The sequence below is a fragment of the Zunongwangia profunda SM-A87 genome (assembly GCF_000023465.1).
Lineage (GTDB): Bacteria > Bacteroidota > Bacteroidia > Flavobacteriales > Flavobacteriaceae > Zunongwangia > Zunongwangia profunda.
This window is the reverse complement of the sequence record NC_014041.1, coordinates 46,767-72,118: the sequence shown is the minus strand read 5'-3', so window position 1 is coordinate 72,118 and position 25,352 is coordinate 46,767. Positions and strand designations below refer to the sequence as shown.

Below are 25,352 nucleotides of genomic sequence, written 5' to 3'. Positions count from 1 at the left end.
TTGAGATTTGGGGTTCAATAACTATTCCAATACAGAATAATCACCAATACTGATTTCGGTAAACTCTCCATTGAATTTAGCAAAATTACCAATCATAGCGTTATTCAAGTTTGCATTTTTCACTTCAGCAAAAGATTGAATAAGACTGTTTCTTATAGTGGTATTCTCGATTTTTGTTCCGTTGCCAATAGAAACATTTGGGCCGATCTTCGCATTGATCAGTTCTACATTTTCACCGATAAAACAAGGTTCGGTAATTTCAGCATCTTTTATTTTCACACTATCGGCGATGAGTTTCTCACCATCCTGGTGTAAAAATTTAAGCATACGCCCATTGGTTTCTACGGTTACATTTTTGTTTCCGCAGTCCATCCACTCCTCTACTTTACCCGGAACGAATTTTAGTCCATTGGCCTGCATGGCTTTAATCCCATCATTAATCTGATATTCGCCGCCATGAACGATATTATTATCTAATACCTTTTGAAGCTCTTCTTTTAAAACAGCCACCTCTTTAAAATAATAAATCCCGATCACCGCCAGATCTGAAACAAATTCAGCTGGTTTTTCAACAAGCTCGGTTATTTGTTTGCTATCGTTAAGTTTCACTACTCCATAAGCTGAAGGATTGTCTACCTGCTTTACCCAAATAACACTATCGGCATCTTTATCTAAAGTAAAATCGGCTTTAAACAAGGTATCGGCATAAGCAATTACCGCAGGGCCTTCTAAAGACTCTTTGGCGCACATAATGGCGTGGCCGGTTCCCAATGGTTTATCTTGATAATAAATGCTTGCTTTGGCTCCTAAACTTTCAGCGATGTCCTTAAGGTCGTTTTCTATTTTCTCTCCAAAATCTTCCCCTATTACAAAAGCAACTTCATCGATATCTTCGTCCAACACTTTTGCTATATCCTGTACCAATCTGTGTACAATAGGTTTACCGGCAATAGGAATTAATGGTTTTGGAGTGGTAAGTGTATGTGGCCTAAGGCGCGAACCTCTTCCCGCCATGGGTACAATAATCTTCATTTGTTTGTTTGATTTTAGAATAGTTTTTCGAAAAAATTGAAATTACTTTGTTCCCGTACTGCCAAACCCGCCAGCTCCGCGTACGCTATCTGTAAGTACTTCAACTTCTTCCCATTTAATATGTTCATGTTTGGCGATTACTAATTGCGCAATCCTCTCGCCATTTTCGATGATAAAGTTGTCATTCGATAAGTTCACCAAAATCACCCCTATTTCGCCGCGATAATCAGCATCAATTGTTCCGGGAGCATTTAAAACGGTAATTCCTTTTTTTGCGGCTAAACCACTTCTTGGTCGTACCTGTGCTTCGTACCCTACTGGTAGCTCTATAAACAAGCCTGTTTTTACGATTGCTCTTTCTAATGGTTTTAAAGTAACCGGCTCTGATAATTCGGCTCTTAGATCCATTCCTGCAGAAGCTTCTGTAGCATAACCTGGTAAATCGTGTGAACTTTTGTTAATGATTTTAATCGTCATGATCGCTTTAATATTTTCTTTATGTCTTCTTGTTCTTTAAAATACGTAATTCCCACAAATATGAGAACAAATAAGGTTGCAACTATATAATTTTGCCTGAAGTATATAAAACTAATGGCCGATAGTCCCACAGAAAGCAGTAAATACAATCCTATTTTCTTAACGTTATAAGGCACCAGGTAGTATTTTCTTCCGTAGAAATATGAAATCAACATCATACTCCCATAAGCGGCCAATGTCGCCCAGGCAGCTACCATAAATCCAAATTTGCCTATTAAGGTAATATTTAAAATAACGGTGACTAAAGCACCAAAAAGAGAAATATACATCCCCATTCTTGTTTTATCGGTAAGCTTATACCAAACAGAAAGATTATGATAAATTCCTAAAAATAAATTAGCCAAAAGGATAATGGGTACGATAGCCATCGCCTTCCAATATTCCTGGTTAGGGATCATAAACTGTTTAAAAATATCTATAAAACATACCAAAACCAAGAGTATTATGCCCCCGCATATTACAAAGTACTCTAAAATTCGGGCATAGGTTATTTTCGCATTTTTCTCTTTAGCATGATTAAAAAAGAAAGGCTCGGCTCCCATTCTAAAGGCCTGGATAAAAATCATCATAAAAACCGCCAGTTTATAACACCCCGAATAAGCTCCCATAATTTCTTCGGAAAGAATATCTTTAAGCAGCAGTTTATCAAGATTTTCGTTAATGATAAATGATATTCCCGCTAGCATAATTGGCCAGCCGTACTTCCACATTTGCTTTATAAGTGAGAAACTAAACTGAATTTTTGTCTTAAAGAAATAGGGTAGCAAAATTAAAAACGTAATCCCACTGGCGACAAGGTTGGCCATAAATATATAGCCTAAAATATCTTTTTGAGTAAAATGATTTAAGACATATTGAGGGGCAAAAGCCGGAAACTTTGGTACGAGCCATAAAAAATAGATATTAATCGCAAACACGATAAATACATTTAACAGCTTAACTAAGGCAAATCTAACCGGCCTATTGGTCGCTCGTAGATAGGCAAAAGGAATGACTACCAGCGTATCTAAAATTATGACTGAAAAAAAGATATTAAAAAAGAAAGGATCTAAATCTACTACTCTTATAAACGAATCCTGAAAGAGCATTCCTAAACCAAAAAATAATAATGTTGTTATGGTTAAGGCAATAAAAGATGTTGAATACACTTTGTTTTTATCCTCTGCTCTACTAAAAAAACGAAAAAACGAAGTCTCCATACCGTAAGTGAGCAATACATTGAACAAGGCAGCCCAAATATAGAATGTTGTATTTACAGAATAATCTTTAGTATCCAGTACATCGGTATGTAAGGGCACTAAAATAAAATTTAGTAACCTTGGTACTACAGTAGCAATACCGTAAATAATTGTATCCTGAAAAAATCGTTTTAAAGTACTCAACAGGCTCTGGGTTTCCTGCAAATATCCTAATAATTAGGAGAACAATACCTATTTGCGTTCCTCGATATCACTAATTACATAATATTTGGTTTCACCATTTTCCTGAAATTCTAATAAGGCCTGATCTTTTGCGATACTAACCGGACTTTTTTCTGGTTTTTGCGGCATTTTATTCCCGTACTCCTCACGAGGATCTGAGCTCATTACATAATCAGACTGGCGAATACCGAAGCTAGCAGTGTATCGATTTTGCCCATCTTCGTTATAAACAATTGGGGATTTTAATCCCTTAAAATAAATGTTTTTTAATTCTATACGATTTTTTTGGATCGCAGTCACCGGAAGATAAAAGGTCATCTGCCCATCAACTGTGGTATAGAATGCCTGCTGAAATTCCGCAGGTGCTTCTTCCTGCAGGTTTTTGTTTGTTCCGCAATTCGTAAAAAGCGTAAAGAAAAAAAGGCTAAGCATAACATAAGTATGTTTCATAATCGTAATGGTTTGATTGTTTACTTACTAAAATCAAAACGAGTGCCAAAGAAGAATATGCTTAAAAAATAGCCAATAAGGCTCATAGATTTTTACAACAAAAAAGCCCGGAAAAACCGGGCTTTTAAATATATAAAATAAACTTATTAGTTATTAAGCGCTTCCGCACCACCAACAATCTCAAGAATTTCGTTGGTAATCGAAGCCTGTCTAGCCTTATTATAAGATAATTTAAGTGAATCTCTAAGTTCTGTGGCATTCTCAGTTGCTTTATGCATAGCCGTCATACGGGCACCATGCTCTGATGCAAACGAATCCCTTAAGGCCTTATACAACTGCATTTTAAGCGACTTTGGGATCAAATCTTTTACGATTTCGAGTTTAGAAGGCTCAAAAATATAATCAAGTTGTTTTTCTTCTTCAGTTTCAAACTTAGGAATAGGTAAAAACTGTTCAGTTAAAACAGCCTGTGTAGCAGCATTCTTAAAGTGGTTGTACACCAGTACAATCTTATCGTAATTTCCTTCTAAGAACTGCTCCATTAAATCCTCAGCAATAACAGATACGTTCTCAAAACTTAGATCTTCAAAGATCTCGGTATTTGTCTTATATACCTTAAAGCTTCGTTTTAATATATCGTTGGCTTTTTTACCAATACTGTATAAATGAACATCCTTATTTGAATATTCTTTAGCCACAGCATTTTTTACGCCTTTAATGATATTGGCATTAAAAGCACCTGCTAAACCCCTGTTAGAAGAAATCGCAACTACCAGTACTTTTTGAACCTCACGCTGCTCTGCATATTTACTGCTAGTATCATCATCTAAGGTAGCGCTAAGATCCTGTAAAAGCTGGGATAGCTTTTGTGAATAAGGGCGCATAGACTCGATAGCATCCTGCGCTTTACTCAACTTTGCCGCAGATACCATTTTCATGGCACTGGTGATCTGCATGGTTGAAGAAACCGAGGTAATTCTGCTACGTAATTCTTTTAAGTTTGCCATATTTTTAAAATTGGACTAGCCTAAATACTAAATAGAACAAAGAGTGCAATGCTATTTTGCACTCTTCGCTTATAAACTTTTATCCTTTATATTTTTCAGATAGCTCTTTTGCTACAGAAGCTAATGTATCTGTAACTTCATCGGTAAGTTTACCGGCTTTAAGCGTATCCATAACATCTCTATGCTTAGCATTTAAGAATTCGATATAATCTCTTTCAAATTCTCTTACTTTTTCTACAGGAACTTCTCTAAGTAAGTTTTTAGAACCTGCAAAGATAATCGCGATTTGATCTTCTACCGGATAAGGATCATTTTGTCCCTGCTTAAGAATCTCTACGTTACGCTTACCTTTTTCGATCACACTCATAGTAGCTGCATCAAGGTCTGAACCAAACTTAGCAAAAGCTTCAAGTTCACGGAACTGTGCCTGGTCTAATTTAAGCGTACCCGCTACTTTTTTCATCGATTTAATCTGAGCAGAACCACCTACACGAGATACCGAAATACCAACGTTAATTGCAGGACGTACACCCGAGTTAAATAAATCTGATGTTAAGAAAATCTGACCATCAGTAATCGAAATTACGTTAGTTGGGATGTATGCTGATACGTCACCGGCCTGCGTTTCGATAATTGGAAGTGCTGTTAAAGAACCTCCTCCTTTTACTTTGTCTTTAAGCGAATCAGGAAGATCATTCATGGTCTTTGCAATATCATCATCATTGATCACTTTTGCAGCACGCTCTAATAATCTTGAGTGAAGGAAGAAAACATCCCCTGGATAAGCTTCACGTCCTGGTGGACGACGTAATAAAAGAGAAACCTCACGATAGGCTACTGCCTGCTTAGAAAGGTCATCATACACTATTAATGCAGGACGTCCTGTATCTCTAAAATACTCACCAATTGCAGCACCGGCAAACGGAGCATAAACCTGCATAGGCGCAGGGTCTGATGCATTTGCAGCTACAATAGTGGTATAAGCTAAGGCTCCTTTATCTTCTAAAACTTTAGCAATTCCAGCAACTGTAGACGCCTTTTGTCCTACAGCTACATATATACAGTATACCGGTTTACCGGCATCATAAAATTCTTTCTGGTTAAGAATGGTATCGATACAAACAGTTGTTTTTCCTGTTTGACGGTCACCAATTACCAGCTCACGCTGGCCTCTTCCTACCGGCACCATGGCATCAATAGACTTAATACCAGTTTGCATAGGCTCTGTTACTGGCTCACGAAAAACCACACCAGGCGCCTTACGCTCTAAAGGCATTTCAAAAGTTTCACCTTCAATAGTACCCTTACCATCGATTGGTTCTCCTAAAGTATTTACTACTCTTCCAACAATACCTTCACCAACATTGATCGAAGCAATTCGTTGTGTTCTTTTTACGGTAGAACCTTCTTTAACTTCTTTTGAAGGTCCCAAAAGTACTACCCCAACATTATCTTCTTCAAGGTTAAGTACCATTCCTTCCAGACCACTGTCAAATTGAACTAATTCTCCGTACTGCGCATTAGAAAGCCCATAAACGTTTGCAATACCGTCACCAACTGTAAGTACGGTACCAACCTCGTCTAAAGAAGCCTTTGCCTCGAATCCGGAAAGTTGTTGCTTTAATATTGCTGATACTTCAGCAGGATTTACTTCTGCCATAATTATTTAAGATAAAATGCCTCGTTAAATACGGGCGGTTTTTATTAAATTTTAGAAACGTATGCGTTGTTGCCTGTTTTAAATTCTGTCTTTAAGTTGTTTAAGTTGTAGCCCAACAGAAAAAGAGACCAATCGCTGAAAGGAAAGAATATTAGTCAGTTTCAAATTTCATCAATCTTATTCTCGATCGTTGCTTCCCTACCGGTAAGCTCTTTTATTTTGGCCTGAATTTTAACCTCAAGCTCTTTTGTTAAAGGAACTACAGTAGTTACCACAGCATTTTGTACCAAAATAGAAGTATCAAATAAGGATAAATATTGTTTAGCAACAACATCTAAGATATTGATACGATTATTCTCTACCAGCAAATTAAAAACTCCTGTAGTTAACCCATTTACATCTTTAAAGATCGCTTTTAAAATTTGATTCTTAAGACTGGGCTTTATTACAGGACTTGCTAAAGTACTCCTTAAATCTTCACTATTCTCGATTGTTTTAGAAATACTAAGCATATCTTCCTTAACATCTTTAGCTACTTTCTTATCGTTTGCTAATTCAAGAATGGCTTTTGCGTAACGCTGTGCTGCTCTGGTTCCCTTCATCACAAAGTATTAATTTAAAGTAACATCACCTAGCATCTCGTTGATCATCTGGTGTTGCTTTTCTTTACTTGATAATTCCTTACGAATTACTTTTTCTGCAATTTCTATAGATAAATTAGCAACCTGAGATTTGATTTCTGCCATAGCTGCCTTTTTCTCCATCTCTATACTTTCCTTAGCCTGTGCTACAATCATATCTGCTTTGGTTTGTGCTTCTTCTGTAGCACTAGCCAATACCTTTTCTTTTAACTCACGGGCTTCTTTAAGAATAGCATCTCTTTCAGCACGGGCTTCTTTTCTTAACTGCTCGTTATCCGCCTTAAGATTTTGCATCTCTTTTCTAGCTTCTTCAGCTGAAGATAACGCATTATTAATCGAGTCTTCTCGTTCTTTAACAGCTCCAAGAATAGGTCTCCATGCAAATTTTGCTAAAATTAAAATAAGTACAAGAAAAACTATTGTCTGCCAAAAAAGTAAACCAATTTCAGGAGTGATTAAATCCATAATATTTTTAAATTAAAACTTTCAATTTTTAATGGGTTTAAAATCGGTTTGTAACCAACCGTTACAAACCGATTTCTAATTTTCCTAGACTATGCTGGTACGGTAAGTACCCCTAGTAATGCAGCAACAACTCCAAAAAGGGCAACACCTTCAACAAGAGCGGCAGCAATAATCATAGCTGTTTGGATTTTTCCGGAAGCTTCTGGCTGACGGGCAATAGCGTCCATAGCAGAACCACCGATTTTACCAACACCAATCGCTGCTCCAATAACTGCAAGACCAGCACCTAAAGCTGCAAGTCCAATGTGTAAATACTCCATAGTAAAAAATTAAAATTAAAATTAATGATGCTCATGTTCTTGTACTGCCATCCCTATAAATAAGGCCGACAGCATAGTAAAAATAAATGCCTGCAAAAATGCTACAAGCAATTCCAGAACTGAAATAAACAATGCAAAAGGCACTGAAATACCAGCTACGCCAGCACTTTCTAATATAAAGATCAGTCCGATTAAACTCAATATGATAATATGCCCTGCCGTAATATTTGCAAATAAACGAATCATCAGGGCCACAGGTTTTACAATCAATCCAACAACTTCTACTATCGTTAAAATAGGTTTTACAAAAGTTGGGATTCCTGGCATCCATAAGGTATGCTTCCAAAAATCTTTGTTCCCGTTAATTACAATTAATACCAACGTGAATAACCCAAGGGATACTGTTACGGCAATATTACCGGTAACATTGGCTGCACCTGGCAATAAGCCAATCAAGTTTGTAATCCATATGAAGAAAAATACCGTTAATAAAAATGGCATAAACTTCATGTATTTTTTCTCTCCTATTTGCGGCTTCGCAATTTCGTCTCTTACAAATAAAACGAAAGTCTCCAGTAAGTTGTTAAAGCCCTTTGGAGCGTGTTTATTCTTTTTGTGGAAGGAGGCTAAACGACTAAAAATGATCAACATAATGATAACGGTGATAAACATAGCCGCTACGTTTTTAGTGATCGATAAATCGATAGGACGCTCTGCATTTAAAGGATGGTGTTCCTTATCAAACTCAACCTCATGAGCACCTTCTTCTAATTGATAAATCTTTTCGTGAAGATTAACGAAACTCATTCCGTTTTTTTCGACTACATGATGCCCTTCGGTATCATGGTGAAATTCACTAGACATAAAAGTTACAAGACCATTATCGGTATATAAAATCACCGGAAGTGGTAGTGTGAAAGAATTCTCTCCTTCTCCATAAAAATGCCAGCCATGTGCATCACCAATATGGTGAAGAATCATATCTGTAGCATTAAATTCTTTTTCAGCTTCTACTAAAGAGTCCTCTTTTGATGCAAAAGAAAAAACCGGAAGTAAGGCTAGTGCAAATGTCACTATAATCTTTAACGATTTCTGTGCTATCATAATACCTGGTCTACTTATAAAATTATGGGCTCTAAATTTCGGTGCAAAGGTATACTTTTATTTTTTATGTGAAAGTCCACATTTTAATTTTTTATTTAGATTTCAATTAATCTTAAAAATTATTGATATTCAATCATTTATTATGATTAATCAATTTTACGGCAAAAGTGGTTTCGAAAATCAAAAAAATAAAATAAGGCACAAAAAAAGCGATAACCTGAGCAAAAATTGAAACCTCATCATCAAGCAATGCCGGCAACAAAAACAAAACCGCCGAAACCATTTTTAACAAACCCAACCCCATAAAAGCAAAACCCGTTTTATCTGAAAAATTAAGGTTTATATATAGCAAGAGGGTATAAATAAGCAATGTGGCGAAAATATGAAAGGCATAATTAGCAAGCGTACTGTAATATAGGCTTGCTTCTATGAAATTTGAAATAACCAGAAATTGAATTATAAATAATATTAAAGAAAAAGGTAAGAATACCTTAAGGAAATTTAATAATGGTTTTCCCATCTATTCGTCGTCTTTACTTATATTTTTAACACTTCTTATTACCTGGAATAAAGCAATAAAAACACCTAATAGTGATACTGAAATTGTGTATGCAGAAAATTTATTAGGAAATTTTTTGTCTAACCAAATCCCCAAAAAGACTGCACCGGCAATGATAATTGCCATCTGGAAACCTACATTTACAAATACAAGATATTTATTACGCTGATTGTTTTTCATTCTTAACCGACTTCATTGTGCCGCGCATTTGGCAAGTAGCATTAAAATTTGCACCAGGTTCAACAGCGAGTTTACCAGCAACCACTTCTCCATCTACAATTGCAGATGATTTTAAACTCAATACCCCACTTACTGTTAGTTTCCCATTAAAATTACCTTCAATATCGGCATTTTCACATTCTAATGTCCCTTCTATGCTTCCATTTTTGCTAATGACCACTTTCCCAGTGGTCATTAAAGATCCTTTTAAAAAGCCTTCAATTCTAAAAGCACCTTTTGCTGTTATATCTCCGGTAATCTGTGTTCCTGCAGCAATTTTATTTTGTTCGTTAAACATTTCTTTGCCGGACATTCCTTTCTTTTTTTCTGAAAACATCGTATTAAGAGTGAGTGTTAATAATCTGTTTTATAAATATCTAGGTTCTTTTTTAAAAGAACTACCCGATAATTGTCTGTTGAGATTGCAAGAAAATCATTTTTAACCTTATAATCATCATTTTCACGCAATAATTCACCAAAGCCTAAAGCTCTGGGACGATCTTCTAAACCATGTACAACTACAAAGATGCGATCATCTGTATAGGGATCTATAGAGGTTGAAAGACCCGAATAACCCAATGTTACTAAAGCCGAATCTATTTTTTGCTGAAGTTCCCGGGCTTCTTCTGTTTTAGAAGCTTCAAATTCGTAGATGAGTTTATAATTAGTTGCCAGACTATCTTCCTTCAGTTGGAGCCTGCTTAATCTGGGCAGCGTACGGCTAATCATTTCCTTGGCCTTTTGTCCTTCTTGGGATTGCGGATAGGTTAAAGAAACATACCCAAGGGCTTTTCGATATTCCGCCAAACCTCTTAAACGCCCTATAGCCATAGCTTTTAATAATTCAAACTTCGGGACGATTTCTTCTCCAGTATACCGGGTTATAAACTTATCGCTTTCAGAAATCACCTCTACAAATTGCTGATTTTCGTAAAGTTCGAAAGTCTTTTCGTAACTCATTTTAGGCAGACTTTCCCCATCGGCTAAGCTTTGTGGATTCTGAATAAAAACCGCATACTGAGAATTGGGATAATTAGAAATAATATCGTTTTTCATCCGGTCCTGTTGATTCAGCATGTTTAATCTTCCGTAGGCTTTATAAAGATTATATTTTGAAGGTAGAATTAATCGATCTTCAGGATTACTGGCCAGCACTTGTTCTAAACGATCTACAGCTAACTGGTATTCACCAAATTTCTCATTGTAGATTAAACCTAATTGATAATACGCATAGTTACGATCCTCATACAAACTATCGATAACTTTATTATCTGTAGGGAGCTTTTCTACATAGGTTAAAGGGTCAAACCTTGGATCGCTGGAAAAATCAAATTCGGCTATACTATCTTCATCTTGTGTGTTGATGCCGGTATTTCCGGTAGCCATCCATCGCCAATTATCCGCGAGTTCCCGATTTCCCCAAATCCTTAAAAATTCGCGTTCTCCCCTATTGATGCGGTTTTCACTATAAAAATAAAACTTACTTGCATTTTCTTCTACTGGTACTCCTATATTGGGAACGCCGGGACCTGCTGTGTTTAAAGCTAAAGCTGCCTGGGCTTCCCCCGCTTCAATTTCCTTCTGGTAGCCTTCTTTTAATTTATCGGTATAAGCAGTGTAAAAAGCGATTTGTTCTTCACGTGGTAATTTTACTAAATCTAAGATACTATCGTTTTTATCGGCGATAGCCTGATAGAAAATCACATCATCTAAATTTTTACGCTTCTTTTCTATAGTACGATATTCCCTTAAATTAGAGGGCATTTCAAAAAGCGTACTATCAAAATATTTTGCGGCAGTTTGATATTCTGATTGGTCAAAATTAATATTTGCCAGGATCTCGTAATTTATAGATCGCAGATAAGGATCACTGTTAGCTCTGCTCCTAAGCGATTTATTATAATAAACAATAGCGGTATCTATAGAATCACGCTGATAATAATATTCACCAATTTGAAAATAAATTTTATCTAAGAACGGGCGGTTTTCACGATCCTCTTCAAGATCAGTAAGCATTTGTTTTAATTGCTGATCGTCGTTTTCTTCGGCATTAAAATTTCTAGCCTTTTGGATATACGCATTAATCATATAAATGCGCGGTGATTTGCGGTTTAAATCAATCACCTCATCAAAAGCTAAATTGGCATTTTTAGGTTGATTGAGTTGGTTATACAACTGGCCTAAAATAAAAAAGTAACGTCCTTTCTCCTCGTTTTTCTTAGTGAAGTTAGCCGCTGTGGTTAAGGGTGCCAGTGCACTATCGGGATACTTTAAATTAATATATGCTTGTGCTATGGCTGCTTTTGCATCGGCATATTCCTGATCTTCGAATTGCGAATTTTCGATAATCCTTTTTAGATTTTTAATCGCAACCCTGTTATTCTCTAACCTGATATTGGTTTTCTCTCGCCAAATCTGCGCATTTCGAATACTATTGCTGGCGGGATATCTTTGTAAAATATAATTGAAAGCCTCTAAAGCCGGGATAAAACGCTGATCAAAATATCTTGCTTTTCCTAAAAGCATATAAGCTTCATCGATTTGCGGATTTTTTTCTTCCCCGGCAATTAACATCGAATGTCGTTGTATTGCTTTTACCGCTTTTTGTTCGGCTACACCAAAATTTTGATTGCGTATGCTATCGGGAAGTAAGATTTCTTCATCGATTTGCATACGCTCTATAGGCAATACATCCCAATAATTATCCCGATAATTTTGGTTTAGTTCTTCACGTCCAGTTTCCAGGGCAAGATTTCCGTTATAAAGCGTGTTATATTCAGCAGTAACCGAATGCCAGCTTCGACTAATAAAAGTATCCTTCTTTCTGGAGCATGAAATTATTGCCCCCAGAAGGATGAAAATGAAAAAAGCTTGTGTAAATCTCCTCAAAATCAACCCTTTCTTATTACCATCATAACTCAGTTACGCAGGATTTAGTATGTAAAAATAAGTTTCTTTTTACAAATACAAAGGTTTGCGCTTTAAATAAGAAAAATCAGATGGTGATTAGTCAGGATTATTAGTTCTAGCTTCTCCTGTTTCTTCTTCCGCAGATAATTTGATTTCTTCAGGAATTTGCTCTCCAGAAAAATAGGTTTCCAGTTCTTTTAAAGTGGCTTCAGAAGTTTTTATATCCCGTACAATATTCCCCTTATCCAACACTACGATGCGCTCACAAACTTCAGTAACATGAATAAGATCATGACTGGAAACCAAAACAGTAGTTCCCGAAATTTCAGAAAGATCTTTGATAATTTTCTTCAGCCTAATTTGTGTTGTAGGATCCAGATTAGCAAATGGCTCATCTAAAATTACCACTTTGGGCTCGCCTATTAACGCAGCAACAATACCCACTTTTTTCTGATTACCTTTCGATAAATCTCGAAGGTATTTTTTCCGTCCAATAATTTCGCCATTAAAAAATTCTTCAAATTGCTTCAAAAAACTGTCAATATCGGCACGATTTTGATTACGCAGTTCGCCTACAAAATAAAAATATTCTTCGGCCGTAAGATATCCAATCAAAAAACTCTCGTCGATAAAAGACGCGGTAAATGTTTTCCAGTCTTCACTCTCGTTTACGGTGATATCCTGATTAAATATATTACCTGTGGTAGGTCTTATCAAATCTAATAATAAACTGAAAAAGGTTGTTTTTCCGGCACCGTTATTTCCCACGAGTCCGAAATTTTGACCCTGAGGAATTTCTAAATGGTCGATATCTAAAACCTTGGTGCCATTATATACTTTAGATAGATTGGTTGCTGTGATCATAATATGCTATTTATTGGGGTATTCGAGATTTTAATAATTAGAATTGAATTTTAAGCTTTAGTCTTTTTTGGTTACTGGATAGAATCAAGCACATCTGGGCAGGCCCTTAGAGATTAATCCCCGGTTTGTTTATAACCATGAATCATGGCATATTTATTCTTTTTATATTGTATGGTTATTCTGTCCATTAGGTAATTTCTAAGAACGATACCTATAATACCTAACACTCCTATCGCTAAAAGACCTATATTAAAACTGAATACTTTATAAAATAAGTAGAAAATACCCAGCGGAACTGCCAATAAAGGTATGGCCACCAACCATTGTGCTGCGCCTGTTCCCTGGTAATTCATAAACGGACTTTTTTCTAAATCAATACGTTTTTTATTAAATGAACCTGTAAACATTAATAAAGGCACATTTACTCCAAGATTATACAATGCACAAACAAAAATGATGAGTAAAATATTCCAGCCAAAATAAACATAAGGCGTACTTAAAATACTTAGTATTATAATACTAAAACTTATCAACGCAGCTTTAGAAGCCAGATATTTACGCATTGGGATATTTTGCGACATTATCATTTGATAATAAGAAGCATCCCAACTGGGTACAAATTGGCCAAAATTGATCATAAATATTCCGGTGATAAAAATACCTGCAAAAACAAACATTACAGGCATTCCTTCGTAAACTGAATTGGTAAAAAACAATAAGCCATACAGTAAAAAGAAAAATGAAAGATACACCGTTGTTTTGGGTCGTTTATTACGCCAGATAAGCTTCATATCCAACTGTAGAAAAGTCGCTACATCACCAAATCTTTTTAACCACTCAAAATCCTGGGATTTAACCTCTCTTTGTTTTGTTTTTAATCCCGTATCTAAATAAAATTTCTTTTTTAAAGTATTTCGTACCCAAACAAAAAACATTACTACAAGAATTAGTGGCAAAACAGCCAAATACGGCATTTCCAACACATAATTTAAGAAGATACCAAATTTTTCACTTACCGGAAAAACATTAAAATATTCTAAGCCTGCTAAAGCCAAAATAAAAATTATCGCTGGTAAGAATGATTTTAAATCTTCTGCAAACTTCTTTTTGATTAGGAAATTAAAATAATTGACTGAAAAACTAAAGAACAATACACTACACGCCCAGGCAATCATGGAAATTACGCTATGATTAGATTTTACGGCTACCACCACAGCAAAAGGCACATAAATTAAAACTGGTAAAATATTATAGAATGAGAATAACGACTTTAAAAGCACAAAATTTATAACCTTATGCTTTTTAATATTCTGAAGTAATAAAGGTTTTATTTGTACCACCGGAAGACTTTGCATAAAAAACCGAAATATAAGTTCAAATGCCAGCCAGGCTAAAATATATTCGTTTAATTTAAAAAGCGGATCTTCAGCAGGATACATTTTTTCTAGTATAGGATAAAGTCCTATTCCCATAAAAAGAAACATAACAGCAAAATATACCGCGATAAAGATCATAAAGATTTTAAGTCCGAGACTTTTGCCAAAACTTGCGCTACGCGTAAATGACTTCCATTCTAAACTGAGTAATTTACCTACCATAAAAAAATGCTTTACTTACTTGTGTCTAGATTTTGACTTTTGTTACACGTGATTTAATAATTTAACGATAGCTCTGGATATATTCTTAATAAAATATCTTTCGTTTTTTCAGGAAGGACAATAACTGCTACATAATGTATTACAAATGCGAATGCGATCAATATTGCTATGACAATAGACGCGATTTCGTTTGGAATTATTTTATCAAAATACAAAAGCAAATAACCTGGATAAAAAGATGTCGCTACAATTTGACCAACGTTTAAAATCATATCTTCTAAAAGATATATTCTACCTTTTCTTTTTACCCGCTTTTTCTTTTCACGGTTAAGTTTAATAAGGTGATAAAAAAGAAAGATCATCTCAATTAAAACAATCGAACCTATCATTATTTTTCCGTACTCAAACTCACTTAAGCTCCAAAAAATAAAAGAAACAATACTTATCATAAGAATTACTTTTGGTAGCCTTAAAAATTCCAGACTTTCTTTTAAAACCAGATTCCAATAAGTTTTCGTCATTGCTTTCTGTCGTTCTTCAACAACTTCCAAAAAACCAAATATCCCAAACTTTTTAAATTCTTCCTGTAAAGCATTTTCAAAGCCTATAGCCGGATCTTCTCTCCATTGCTTTTCTATAACAGAGGCTAAATGATCTACCAACTCAGTTTGTACATCATAATATTCTACAAAATGCTCACGAGTAAAACGATAAAGTCTATCTATTTGATTTGAATTCACTTTTTGCATCACACGAGCGTTTTAAAATGATTTTTTCATGACCCCTAGGATAAAGCATACTTTCTGTGAAGATCTAAATGCTTTAAATACAACATGACTAAATAGATTAAAAAGCAAAGCATCATAGCCATAAAAAAAGAAAAAAGGATACTTTGATACATAGAGGCATTCTCCAACTTTTGTTCGTAAACCTGTAAAATTACTGTAGTCGCCATCGGAATAAATATTTTAAAATCTTTTAAAAGCAGATGGCTATAAATCGTTTGCTTACCATTTTTTAATTGAGGATAGAGGAACAATGAAATGATTCCGGCAGTTAGGGAAAAGAAACCAATGAGGTATGCAAAATCCTTAAATAACTCATTGGTTTCATAATTAAGAATGACCAAAAGACTTGTCAAAACCAAAGATAACAGTAATAATGGCCAAAGCATTTTTACCGAGTTACGCTTAAGTTCCTCGTAAATAATTTTAGGATACAAGTCCTTACCGAGTAATAATCTATTTTGTTTTAATCTAAAGGAATTTTCCCATAAGCCTAAAACAGCTTTCGAAGAGGCTTCAAAACTTAAACTTTCCATAGCCATTTTCTCTTCTATTTCACTGGCAATATGATCTAGAAGTTCTTCCTGAATATTAAAGAAAATAATTCCTTTGTGTCGTAGGATACTTCGAATTTCTTCTAGCTGTACCGGGTTCAACTTTTTCATCTTAAATGCTGAATTTAGGATTAATGATTCCCTGAATGTTCTCAATAAATTGCTCTAATTCATTGATTTTATGCACCTTCTCTTTCATACCGGCTTCGGTAAGTTTATAGTATTTACGAAGACGATTATCCACTTTTTTCACTTCAACCTGTAAAAAGCCGTCGGCTTCAAGCTTATGTAATGCGGGATATAGCGCTCCTTCAGTGATTTTCAATTCGCCATTGGTAATTTCTTTTACCTTCTGAGTAATTTCGTAACCATACATTTTATCTTTCTCAGCTAAAAGCTTTAAAATAATCGTAGATAAACTACCCTTATATAATTTTGAATTCGACATTGAAAAAAGATTTCTTGATGATAAATATACATAAATTTATTATGCATAATATTCTTAGGTATGTAATTTTAAATTTTAAATCTTTCAAAACGCCGCTTACTTTGTATTTTTGCCCACAAATTATTTTTTGATGAGTACATTTCATAAACTGAAAATAAAGGAAATCATTAGAGAAACACCTCAGGCTGTGAGTATTTCGTTTGATATTCCTTCAGAGCTTCAGCAGGAATACAAATTTAAAGCCGGGCAGTATATTACTATAAAAGCAGATGTTGATGGCAAAGAACTGCGTAGAGCTTATTCCCTTTGTTCAGCTCCAAATTCAGAAGAATTTAAAGTAACGGTTAAGGAAGTTGAAGGTGGTAAATTTTCCGTTCTTGCCAACAATAGTCTGCAAGCGGGCGATATTTTAGAAGTTCATCCTCCTGAGGGTAAATTTGTTTTAGAACCTTCTACAAGTGCCAAAACCTATGCTGCATTTGCAGCAGGTAGTGGTATTACACCGGTTTTATCGATTATTAAAACAGTACTATCTGAAGAGTCGAAAAGTAGATTTATTCTTACCTACGGCAATAAATCTCCAGAAGACACCATCTTTTTTAAAGAGCTTTTAGAGCTTCAGGCCGCTTATCCAGATCGTCTTTTTGTTGAATTTGTATTTAGTAGAGCAAGAGAAGACAATGCACATTTTGGACGGATAGAAACCAGTACGGTTAATTTCGTAATGAAAAACAAATTTAAAGATCAGCCTTTTGATGCTGTTTATCTTTGTGGGCCTGAAGAAATGATTAATCATGTAAGTGAAGTCCTTACCAATAACGGAATTGCTGAAGAAAATATTTATTACGAATTATTTACCAGTAATGATAGCGGCGAAGTTGAAGCCAATCTTGAAGGCCAAACTCAAATTACAGTAATGGTTGACGATGAGGAAACAAGCTTTGTGATGAATCAAACTGATGTAATTTTGGATGCTGCGCTGGAAAACGACCTTGATGTTCCTTATTCCTGCCAGGGCGGTATTTGCAGTAGCTGTATCGCAAGAATTGTAGAAGGAAAAGCTGAAATGCGTAAAAATCAGATTCTTACCGATGATGAGATCGAAGAAGGATTGATTTTAACCTGCCAGGCACATCCACTCACTCCTACCATTAAAGTAGATTATGACGATGTTTAAATCATCTTCAATTTTTTATATAAAAAAGGCTTTCAGTATTAGTGAAAGCCTTTTTCTTTTTTAATTTAATACTGAATTTATCTTTTTTACCACTCTAACCGGACTTATAGTCCTGATAGCAAGTTCGTAACCTTCAGGATATTTATTACCATATACCGAGGTGGGTATTTTGGGAAACTTTTCTAAATCTGGAATCATTGAATTTTCGAAAGGTTGCTGAAAAGGCTTAAAACCGGCAAAAGGATGTGTGACTCCCCAAATGGTAATTACCGGAACCCCGTACATCGCTGCCATATGTCCATTGCCGCTATCCATAGATAACATGGCATCAAGATTAGATATTAAAGCCAGTTCTTCTTCAAAAGATAAAAGCCCGGCGACGTTTATACTATTCTCAAACTGCTGCTCCCAAGATCGTAGTTTTTTGATTTCTGCCTTACCACCGCCAAAAAGAAACACCTGAATATTGTCTTGTTTATTCAGTTTTTTTAAAACTTCTTCCATTAAATCTGCAGGATAAGCTTTGGAACTATGTTGTGCAAAAGGCGCTATTCCTAACCATTTTTTAGAAGAATGAGCTACAATTTCATGTATTTTGGAGGGAATTTGCTGCTTTTCCGGAAAAATATGTTTATTAAAATCAAGAGGAAATCCTAAAGCCGTAAACACATCTACATAGCGTTGATGTGTACTTTTCAACTCTTTAAAAACTTTATGATCTTCACGTGTTAATTTCTTTTTATCAGCCCTACCCTTATCGATTTGTTTTACTGGAATTCCAAAGAAATAAAAAACCGATTTCAATACGTTACTCCTAAGAACATTGTGAAGATCAGCTACCATTTCGATCTCATGATTTCGTAATTCCCGGGCCAACCTTCCCAACCCCATCACGCCATTATGTTCGCCATTAATATCGGCCTCATAAATTTCTATATTGGGAATGCCCTTAAACATGGGCGCAAAAAAAGGCCGGGTAAGAAAGGTAATCCTACAATTGGGATACATCGCCATAAAGGTTCTAATCACCGGAACCGTCATGGCAACATCTCCCATTGCTGATAAACGGATAGCAAGAATATGAGCACCTTTCTCTCTATTTTCATTGGGAATATGTTGATGTGCAGTGCTCATCTAATTTTATTTATTTCGTAAAACAGGATTTAATTCGTCATCATTATACATTTTCATCTGCTTATAGACTTTCATATATTTATCCCCGTTCTCTATATCTTTTAAAAGCTGATCGATTGCTGAAGAAAGATCTACCCGCTGCTCTAATAAAATATCAAGCTTTGCCTGGCATTTTTCTTTATGATCTGCTGAAGCATCTTCACGAGTAGCTTCTTCGTGCATGTGATAAATTTTAAGTGCTAAGATCGATAATCTGTCTACTCCCCAAGCCGGGCTTTCTGTATTAATAGTCGCGTTTTCTTTTGGCGCAACCGCCTTATATTTTTCGAGGAAATAACTATCAATATATTCTACCGTATCGGTACGATCCTGGTTAGAAGCATCAATAAGGCGTTTCAATTTTAAACCGGCTATAGGATCGATATTAGGATCTCTTACAATATCCTCGTAATGCCACTGTACGGTATCTATCCAGCATTTTCTATAAAGAAGATGCTCTATAAGTTGGGAATCGCTATCATAAGGGTTTGTAAAAAGCTGATCTACAGTATCAATTTCATGATATTTTTTGATCACTTCCTGAAAGATCTTATTGGCTTTATCTGTAAACATTATGTTGATTTTTTAAAACTGAATAGCTTAAACGCCTCTAAAATCTGAAAATTTCAGGATTTGGCGATTTTAATGACTATTTTAAATTGAAATACAAAGGTATTACAAAATCTATAATTGCTAAACATTCCTTTTAAATGACCAAAAATTCAAATACCACAAATATATTTCTGAAGCAATTTTAACTCTGAATAAATAGCACTCCAAAGGGCATCAAAATCAATATTAATAATAGTATTTCCCTAAAGATTTTATCCCGGCCGGTATCAAAATAATTGGAAACAATAATACTAAGTGGAATGAAGAAAAAAATAAGCTCACTTCCATTTTTACTCGGCGCCAGTATGCCTACAGAAATACCGATAATAAGCGTAAACAAAATAAGGTTTAAGGAGGGTCGTAAACTAACACCTGCTTTTTGAATAATTGAAAAGTAATATACAAGAGACCATAGCGTAAGAGCTAAAATGATACTTATTGGTGTTAAGAATTTAAAAGACTGATAGTTAGAGAAATCAAAATTATAGGGCTGGTACCAATCTGCCATTAAATAAAACTGATCGTAGACCAACAAATGGATGGAGCAGTAAATCATGTATACACAAACTGCTGAAGTTATAGGAATTAACCAGTTTTTGGGTCTGGGCGAATAAATTATAATTCCGCCTAGTACAATAAATAAAAATAAAATGGACCAGAAATAAAATAAGGAAGCAATGCAAATCCAAAAAGCAGCATCAAATATTTTCTTTTGTACGCTTATTTGTGATTTTAAGCTTATAATTCGGCGTAGTGCCAATAAAATAAGCGTTGCGGCAACAATCACGTTATAATCCTTAAGCAAGGAAAAAAAAGAAGCGCAAAATACCGAAAATAAAAGGACTTTATATGCACTCCGCTGAGTAAGGTCGTTTTTTTTAGCTATAAAATTCAGCAAAAATAAGGACAACATCAGCGCTAAAAAAACGCCTAAAATTTTAAAGAATTTAAAGATTTCGAAAGCTAAAAACCAGGTATGAAAGTTAGCTGTTATAAAAAACCCAGATAGCAATACGAGGACAAGCGTAATATTAATTGGCTTTGATTTGGCAAAAAAGCTTGTTAGCATTGCTCTTTTTTCTATTTTTGTAGTGTTAAACTAACAATGTTAAACGATGACTGAATTTTTTGAAGGAATCTCGTGGCTTTTTGAAAATGTACTTCTTGTTCCTCTTGATTGGCTACGTTCTCTAGAACTAGACTCCTGGTGGGGTGCTAACGCCATCAACTTTGTATTTATTATCATTGGAATGATCGCTTTTGCATACTGGTGCAAACAATTAAAGATTTTCCAAGACGCCGATGACGAAAACACAAGGTCTAAGCCTTACTTAGGATAATCCTAAGCAAGGTCAAACCCTAGATCTTTTCTAAAATACATCTTATCAAATTGTAGTTTCTCTACATTTTGATAAGATTTTTTTAGTGCCTGTTTATAATCTTCTCCAAACGCGGTTACGGCGATTACCCTCCCGCCATTGGTCACTACTTTACCATCTTTTAACGTAGTTCCTGCGTGAAATACGAGCGCATCTTCAACGTTTACATTTTCGATACCGGTTATTTCTTTAGCTTTTTCATAAGCTTCTGGATATCCGCCAGAAACCATCATTACTGTTGTCGCAGCTCTCTCGTCAATCTCTAGATCGACCTCATTAAGTTTCCCCTCTGCGGTTTTTGCAAGTACCTCAACCAGGTCTGATTTTACCCTTGGTAAGACTACTTCGGTTTCAGGATCTCCCATTCGTACATTATATTCAATCACATAAGGCTCCTTTCCTACTTTTATCAAACCGATAAAAATAAATCCTTTATAGTCTATATTTTCTTCAGTAAGACCATTTACCGTAGGCTTTACAATACGCTCTTCGATTTTCTGCATCAATTCGGCATCAGCGAAAGGTACCGGAGATATTGCTCCCATTCCACCCGTGTTTAAGCCTGTATCGCCTTCTCCTATTCGCTTATAATCTTTAGCTGTTGGCAGGATTTTATAATTTTTACCATCGGTTAAGACAAAAACACTAAGTTCTATTCCGTCCAAAAATTCTTCGATCACCACTTTGGCACTAGCTTCTCCAAATTTTTGATTTTTCAGCATATTTTCTAATTCGGTTTTCGCTTCAGCAAGATCGTTTAAAATTAAAACGCCTTTTCCTGCAGCAAGACCATCGGCTTTAAGCACATAAGGGGCACTTAAAGTTTCCAAAAACGTTTTACCGGCTTCTAAACTTTCTATAGTAAAACTTTCGTACGCCGCTGTTGGGATTTGATACATTGCCATAAATTCTTTGGCACGCTCTTTACTTCCTTCCAGTAGTGCACCGCGCTTTGAAGGCCCCACAATCAAAAGGTCTTTTAAGTCTGGCTCTCCCTTACAAAAGTCTGTAATTCCCTTGACAAGAGGATCTTCTGGCCCCACGACCAACATGTCTACAGATGGAATAATCATCGAGACCATGGCAAACGTGGGTTTGCCCTCAGCTCTTATCACATTATTCCCCATCATATTAAGCGCGAGGATGGGCACCCCGTACAACACAATACGATAATAGATCTTGGCCGGCTCAAAAATATCTCCTTTTCCCCCAAAAGCCGGAACCTAGTATTAAGATTTTCATTTTTTTAGAAATATTTATTTTGGACTTCAAAAATAATTGTTTGTAAATTGAAGCACCAATAAAATCGAATAAAAAAGCATTGTTAAGTTTTGGATTGGTTTAAACTTTCGCTTCAGCTCAATAAATTTCCTGTAAATCGGGCCCGAAAAATGTTGGATGAAATAGACAATATTCCCGCAAACCAGTACCCACAATATATTGAAACTAAAAAAAAAGAAATTGTTGATTATCATTTAAATAACAATAATTTCTATAAGAGCTTTATAGGAAGTAAGGCGATCCCAAATTGGGAGGATATTCCTATTATGACCAAAACCGATCTACAACAACCCTTAGAGAACCGCCTAAGCCAAAGTTTTAATTTAAAGAATAGCTATGTGGGTAAGACCTCTGGAAGTAGCGGCCACCCTTTTACTTTTGCCAAAGACAAACTTTGCCATGCCATGACCTGGGAAGGTTTTAACAATCATTATAACTGGCACGGTATAGATCTCAACAAATCACTACAGGCAAGATTTTATGGAATTCCGTTAGATTTTTACGGTCATCTTCAAGAACGAATTAAAGACCAGATAAGCCTAAGAAGGCGTTTTAGTATTTTTGATCTTAGCGAGACTAAATTGCAAGGCTTTCTTGATCGGTTTAGGAGAAGTAAATTTGATTATTTAAACGGTTACACCAGCGCTATCCTGCTTTTTTCTAAGTTTTTAAAAAAAGAAAAGATTGTACTTAAAGAGATTTGTCCTAGTTTAAAACTTTGCATTGTAACTTCAGAGCGATTATTTGAAAAGGATAAAAAAGTTATTGAAGAGGCTATAGGCATACCCGTAGTAAACGAATATGGCGCCAGCGAAGTAGGCCTTATCGCTTTCGAAAACCCTAACGGAGAATGGTGTCTTAATCGCAGCGATCTTTTTATAGAAATCGTGGATGAAGACAATAGAACTTTACCACATGGTAAAGAAGGAAGAATAATAATAACCTCCTTGTATAATAAAGCCCATCCCATAATTAGGTATGCTATTGGAGACATTGGTATAATGTCTAAAAAAAGTACTCCCAAAAAGCCAATATTAGCCTCTTTGATAGGAAGAACCAGTGATGTGGCAAAACTTGCAGATGGAAAAGTAGTTCCCGGACTTACATTTTATTACGTAACTAAAACGATTATCGACGATACCGGGAGCACCAAAGAATTTATAGTGACCCAAACTAAAATAGATTCTTTTGATATTGAATATGTACGAGATACTGATTTTGACGCTGAAGAAACGACCAAAATCGCTGAAGCGGTAGAAAAGTATGTAGGGAAAAATTTGAACGTTAATTTTAGAAGAAAACAGAGCTTAACCCGAAGCAAAAGCGGGAAGCTCAAACAGTTTACTTCTTTAATCAATTGATTTTAGTTGCCTGGATTTTACAAAAAAATGTTCTCCTAAAAAGATAAGAACCCAATACATACTTTTTAGCTTTCCATAGCCCAAAACTTTATTATAAATTTTGAAATTATAGGAAAGCATTTCAAATTTGTTTTCTGAAACAGATCCTTTTCTTATTCGGTATAAAGCCAGCGATTCTTCCATCCCATGGGCCGTTCCTCCTTTTCTAATTACTTCAAGCCACATAGCCCAATCCTGCCTTTTTCGTATGTCGGGATGATACACTTTACCAATTTTACCAGCATTATACATTCCCGTTAAATTGCCTATATAATTACTCCTAATCAATTTAGGGTAATTAACAAAAGGTAAAGCTTCGATTATTTCATTTAAATTTTCGCCATTTTCTTTAATGCGGCCATAACTGCTAAATACAATTTTTGCATTGTTTTCTTCGCAAAATTTAAGCTGCAGAGATAACTTTTCTGGTTTCCAAAGATCATCTGCATCTAAAAAAGCTATAAACTCTCCTGAAGCCTCCTTAATCGCTTTATTTCTTGAATACCCTGCACCATGGTTGGTTTGATTTCTAAAAATTTTGATACGAGGCTCTTTCTTTATATAATTCCGAATCGTATTAACGGTAGCATCTTTTGAAGCATCGTCTACAATAATAAGCTCCCAGTTTTTATATTCCTGAGCAATAACCGATTCGATAGCCAACGCAATAAATTCATTGGAATTATAGGCGGGCATGATCACAGAAACCAAAGGGTTTTGCATTATTTATTTTCTATTATGCTTACTAAAATCTTTATGCTCTTTCTTCAGTAAATCTTCTTTCGATAGATTTTTGAAGTAATTATAAGTGATTTTCATCCCTTCTTCCCGGGAAACTTTAGGTTCCCAACCAAGAATCTCTTTAGCCCTTGTTATATCAGGCTGGCGTTGTAACGGATCGTCTTTTGGTAATTCTCTATATACGATTTTTTGATTGGTGCCGGTTAACTTAATAATCTCTTCCGCAAAATCTTTTATGGTTAACTCGTCTGGATTACCAATATTTACCGGCTCGACATACTCACTAAAGAGTAATCTGTAAATCCCTTCAACCTGATCGTCTACGTAACAAAAAGAGCGAGTTTGCAATCCATCTCCAAAAACGCTTAAGTGCTCTCCTCTTAGTGCCTGACCAATAAATGCAGGAATTACCCGGCCGTCATTTAACCTCATTCTTGGCCCATACGTATTAAATATTCTTACGATGCGGGTTTCTAAGCCATGAAATCGATGATAAGCCATTGTTAAAGATTCCTGGAATCGTTTGGCTTCATCATAGACCCCACGTGGCCCGATGGTACTTACATTTCCGTAGTAATCCTCAGATTGTGGATGCACCAGTGGATCTCCGTAAATTTCAGAAGTTGAAGCGATAAGTATTCTGGCTCCTTTTTCTTTTGCCAGCCCTAAACAGTTATGTGTTCCCAAAGAGCCTACCTTTAAAGTTTGAATAGGAATCTTTAGATAATCAATAGGGCTTGCGGGCGACGCAAAATGAAGAATGTAATCTAATTTTCCGGGAACATGGATAAATTTGGTTACATCATGGTTATAGAATTCAAAATCCTTGTTTTTAAATAGATGCTCTATATTACGAATATCACCCGTTATAAGATTATCCATTCCTATAACACGGAAACCTTCACTAATAAATTTATCACACAAATGTGAACCTAAAAAACCTGCTGCTCCTGTAATTAATACAGTTTTGCCCATTTACTTTTTATTAATCGATTTAAAAATCACTCAGAAAACA

At 35.4% G+C, this 25,352-nt stretch carries 28 protein-coding genes; 3 read left to right on the top strand and 25 right to left on the bottom strand.

The window, feature by feature from the left end:
* Nucleotides 1-21: 21 nt before the first annotated feature.
* The 19 genes from ZPR_RS00345 to ZPR_RS00255 all read right to left on the bottom strand — a co-directional run bounded on the left by ZPR_RS00345 (nucleotide 22) and on the right by ZPR_RS00255 (nucleotide 16,574).
* Entirely contained in the window at nucleotides 22-1,032 is a 1,011-nt protein-coding gene (locus tag ZPR_RS00345; protein ID WP_013069586.1) for a sugar phosphate nucleotidyltransferase, read from the bottom strand.
* Between the two features lie 42 nt (nucleotides 1,033-1,074).
* Complete coding sequence (gene dut, locus ZPR_RS00340; RefSeq protein WP_013069585.1) at nucleotides 1,075-1,509, bottom strand: dUTP diphosphatase; 435 nt, start codon at nucleotides 1,507-1,509, stop codon at nucleotides 1,075-1,077.
* Nucleotides 1,506-2,972, bottom strand: a complete 1,467-nt coding sequence (locus ZPR_RS00335) for an oligosaccharide flippase family protein (RefSeq protein WP_013069584.1) — start codon at nucleotides 2,970-2,972, stop codon at nucleotides 1,506-1,508. Before ZPR_RS00335 ends, dut begins: the two co-directional genes overlap by 4 nt.
* 27 nt (nucleotides 2,973-2,999) lie before the next feature.
* Nucleotides 3,000-3,440 (bottom strand): hypothetical protein, encoded by a 441-nt coding sequence (locus tag ZPR_RS00330; protein WP_041578432.1) that lies wholly within the window; start codon nucleotides 3,438-3,440, stop codon nucleotides 3,000-3,002.
* 146 nt (nucleotides 3,441-3,586) lie between these two features.
* Nucleotides 3,587-4,447: an ATP synthase F1 subunit gamma gene (gene atpG / locus ZPR_RS00325; protein WP_013069582.1), complete on the bottom strand. Its 861-nt coding sequence runs from the start codon at nucleotides 4,445-4,447 to the stop codon at nucleotides 3,587-3,589.
* A gap of 79 nt (nucleotides 4,448-4,526) precedes the next feature.
* Nucleotides 4,527-6,107, bottom strand: a complete 1,581-nt coding sequence (atpA, locus tag ZPR_RS00320; protein ID WP_013069581.1) for a F0F1 ATP synthase subunit alpha — start codon at nucleotides 6,105-6,107, stop codon at nucleotides 4,527-4,529.
* 161 nt (nucleotides 6,108-6,268) lie between these two features.
* Nucleotides 6,269-6,709 carry an ATP synthase F1 subunit delta gene (gene atpH, locus ZPR_RS00315; RefSeq protein WP_013069580.1) on the bottom strand — a complete coding sequence of 147 codons (441 nt, stop codon included), beginning with the start codon at nucleotides 6,707-6,709 and terminating at the stop codon, nucleotides 6,269-6,271.
* Nucleotides 6,710-6,718: 9 nt separating this feature from the next.
* Entirely contained in the window at nucleotides 6,719-7,213 is a 495-nt protein-coding gene (locus ZPR_RS00310) for a F0F1 ATP synthase subunit B (RefSeq protein ID WP_013069579.1), read from the bottom strand.
* Between the two features lie 89 nt (nucleotides 7,214-7,302).
* The gene (gene atpE, locus ZPR_RS00305; RefSeq protein ID WP_013069578.1) at nucleotides 7,303-7,533 is read right to left on the bottom strand and encodes an ATP synthase F0 subunit C; all 231 of its coding nucleotides are present in this window, start codon (nucleotides 7,531-7,533) and stop codon (nucleotides 7,303-7,305) included.
* 21 nt (nucleotides 7,534-7,554) lie between these two features.
* Nucleotides 7,555-8,637 (bottom strand): F0F1 ATP synthase subunit A, encoded by a 1,083-nt coding sequence (gene atpB / locus ZPR_RS00300; RefSeq protein WP_041578430.1) that lies wholly within the window; start codon nucleotides 8,635-8,637, stop codon nucleotides 7,555-7,557.
* Nucleotides 8,638-8,770: 133 nt separating this feature from the next.
* The gene (locus tag ZPR_RS00295) at nucleotides 8,771-9,157 is read right to left on the bottom strand and encodes a hypothetical protein (RefSeq protein WP_013069576.1); all 387 of its coding nucleotides are present in this window, start codon (nucleotides 9,155-9,157) and stop codon (nucleotides 8,771-8,773) included.
* Nucleotides 9,158-9,376 carry an AtpZ/AtpI family protein gene (locus tag ZPR_RS00290; protein ID WP_013069575.1) on the bottom strand — a complete coding sequence of 73 codons (219 nt, stop codon included), beginning with the start codon at nucleotides 9,374-9,376 and terminating at the stop codon, nucleotides 9,158-9,160.
* Nucleotides 9,357-9,752, bottom strand: a complete 396-nt coding sequence (locus ZPR_RS00285; RefSeq protein WP_013069574.1) for a bactofilin family protein — start codon at nucleotides 9,750-9,752, stop codon at nucleotides 9,357-9,359. Before ZPR_RS00285 ends, ZPR_RS00290 begins: the two co-directional genes overlap by 20 nt.
* Before the next feature lie 17 nt (nucleotides 9,753-9,769).
* Nucleotides 9,770-12,304: a type IX secretion system periplasmic lipoprotein PorW/SprE gene (gene porW, locus ZPR_RS00280; protein WP_013069573.1), complete on the bottom strand. Its 2,535-nt coding sequence runs from the start codon at nucleotides 12,302-12,304 to the stop codon at nucleotides 9,770-9,772.
* 117 nt (nucleotides 12,305-12,421) lie between these two features.
* Nucleotides 12,422-13,189: an ABC transporter ATP-binding protein gene (locus tag ZPR_RS00275; protein WP_013069572.1), complete on the bottom strand. Its 768-nt coding sequence runs from the start codon at nucleotides 13,187-13,189 to the stop codon at nucleotides 12,422-12,424.
* Nucleotides 13,190-13,302: 113 nt separating this feature from the next.
* Nucleotides 13,303-14,787 (bottom strand): DUF5687 family protein, encoded by a 1,485-nt coding sequence (locus ZPR_RS00270; RefSeq protein ID WP_041578429.1) that lies wholly within the window; start codon nucleotides 14,785-14,787, stop codon nucleotides 13,303-13,305.
* A 53-nt stretch (nucleotides 14,788-14,840) separates the two neighbouring features.
* Nucleotides 14,841-15,536, bottom strand: a complete 696-nt coding sequence (locus ZPR_RS00265; RefSeq protein ID WP_013069570.1) for a hypothetical protein — start codon at nucleotides 15,534-15,536, stop codon at nucleotides 14,841-14,843.
* A 35-nt stretch (nucleotides 15,537-15,571) separates the two neighbouring features.
* The gene (locus tag ZPR_RS00260; protein ID WP_013069569.1) at nucleotides 15,572-16,237 is read right to left on the bottom strand and encodes a hypothetical protein; all 666 of its coding nucleotides are present in this window, start codon (nucleotides 16,235-16,237) and stop codon (nucleotides 15,572-15,574) included.
* A gap of 1 nt (nucleotide 16,238) precedes the next feature.
* Entirely contained in the window at nucleotides 16,239-16,574 is a 336-nt protein-coding gene (locus ZPR_RS00255; protein WP_013069568.1) for a PadR family transcriptional regulator, read from the bottom strand.
* Nucleotides 16,575-16,704: 130 nt separating this feature from the next.
* Here ZPR_RS00255 and ZPR_RS00250 point away from each other — a divergent pair, with 130 nt between their 5' ends.
* Nucleotides 16,705-17,751, top strand: a complete 1,047-nt coding sequence (locus ZPR_RS00250; protein WP_013069567.1) for a ferredoxin--NADP reductase — start codon at nucleotides 16,705-16,707, stop codon at nucleotides 17,749-17,751.
* A 60-nt stretch (nucleotides 17,752-17,811) separates the two neighbouring features.
* On the opposite strand, the gene ZPR_RS00245 is transcribed toward ZPR_RS00250, so the two are convergent.
* From ZPR_RS00245 to ZPR_RS00235, 3 genes are all read right to left on the bottom strand, one after another.
* Nucleotides 17,812-18,885, bottom strand: a complete 1,074-nt coding sequence (locus ZPR_RS00245) for a glycosyltransferase family 9 protein (protein WP_013069566.1) — start codon at nucleotides 18,883-18,885, stop codon at nucleotides 17,812-17,814.
* Nucleotides 18,886-18,891: 6 nt separating this feature from the next.
* A complete protein-coding gene (locus ZPR_RS00240) occupies nucleotides 18,892-19,497 on the bottom strand; it encodes a DUF4254 domain-containing protein (RefSeq protein ID WP_013069565.1) in 606 nt (201 codons plus the stop codon).
* A 181-nt stretch (nucleotides 19,498-19,678) separates the two neighbouring features.
* A complete protein-coding gene (locus ZPR_RS00235) occupies nucleotides 19,679-20,605 on the bottom strand; it encodes a DUF6427 family protein (protein ID WP_013069564.1) in 927 nt (308 codons plus the stop codon).
* A gap of 46 nt (nucleotides 20,606-20,651) precedes the next feature.
* Here ZPR_RS00235 and ZPR_RS00230 point away from each other — a divergent pair, with 46 nt between their 5' ends.
* Nucleotides 20,652-20,876: a DUF6341 family protein gene (locus ZPR_RS00230; protein ID WP_013069563.1), complete on the top strand. Its 225-nt coding sequence runs from the start codon at nucleotides 20,652-20,654 to the stop codon at nucleotides 20,874-20,876.
* Between the two features lie 2 nt (nucleotides 20,877-20,878).
* Here the strand turns inward: ZPR_RS00230 and purD are convergent, their stop codons facing one another.
* A complete protein-coding gene (gene purD, locus ZPR_RS00225) occupies nucleotides 20,879-21,997 on the bottom strand; it encodes a phosphoribosylamine--glycine ligase (RefSeq protein ID WP_233421451.1) in 1,119 nt (372 codons plus the stop codon).
* Nucleotides 21,998-22,246: 249 nt separating this feature from the next.
* Between purD and ZPR_RS00220 the strand changes: the two genes are divergently transcribed.
* Complete coding sequence (locus ZPR_RS00220) at nucleotides 22,247-23,557, top strand: phenylacetate--CoA ligase family protein (protein ID WP_013069561.1); 1,311 nt, start codon at nucleotides 22,247-22,249, stop codon at nucleotides 23,555-23,557.
* On the opposite strand, the gene ZPR_RS00215 is transcribed toward ZPR_RS00220, so the two are convergent.
* Together ZPR_RS00215 and ZPR_RS00210 are read right to left on the bottom strand one after the other, a co-directional pair.
* Nucleotides 23,546-24,319, bottom strand: coding sequence for a glycosyltransferase family 2 protein (locus ZPR_RS00215; RefSeq protein ID WP_013069560.1), 774 nt, complete (start codon nucleotides 24,317-24,319; stop codon nucleotides 23,546-23,548). The two genes, ZPR_RS00220 and ZPR_RS00215, sit on opposite strands and share 12 nt — an antisense overlap.
* A gap of 3 nt (nucleotides 24,320-24,322) precedes the next feature.
* Nucleotides 24,323-25,312, bottom strand: coding sequence for a UDP-glucuronic acid decarboxylase family protein (locus tag ZPR_RS00210; RefSeq protein WP_013069559.1), 990 nt, complete (start codon nucleotides 25,310-25,312; stop codon nucleotides 24,323-24,325).
* Nucleotides 25,313-25,352 lie beyond the last annotated feature (40 nt).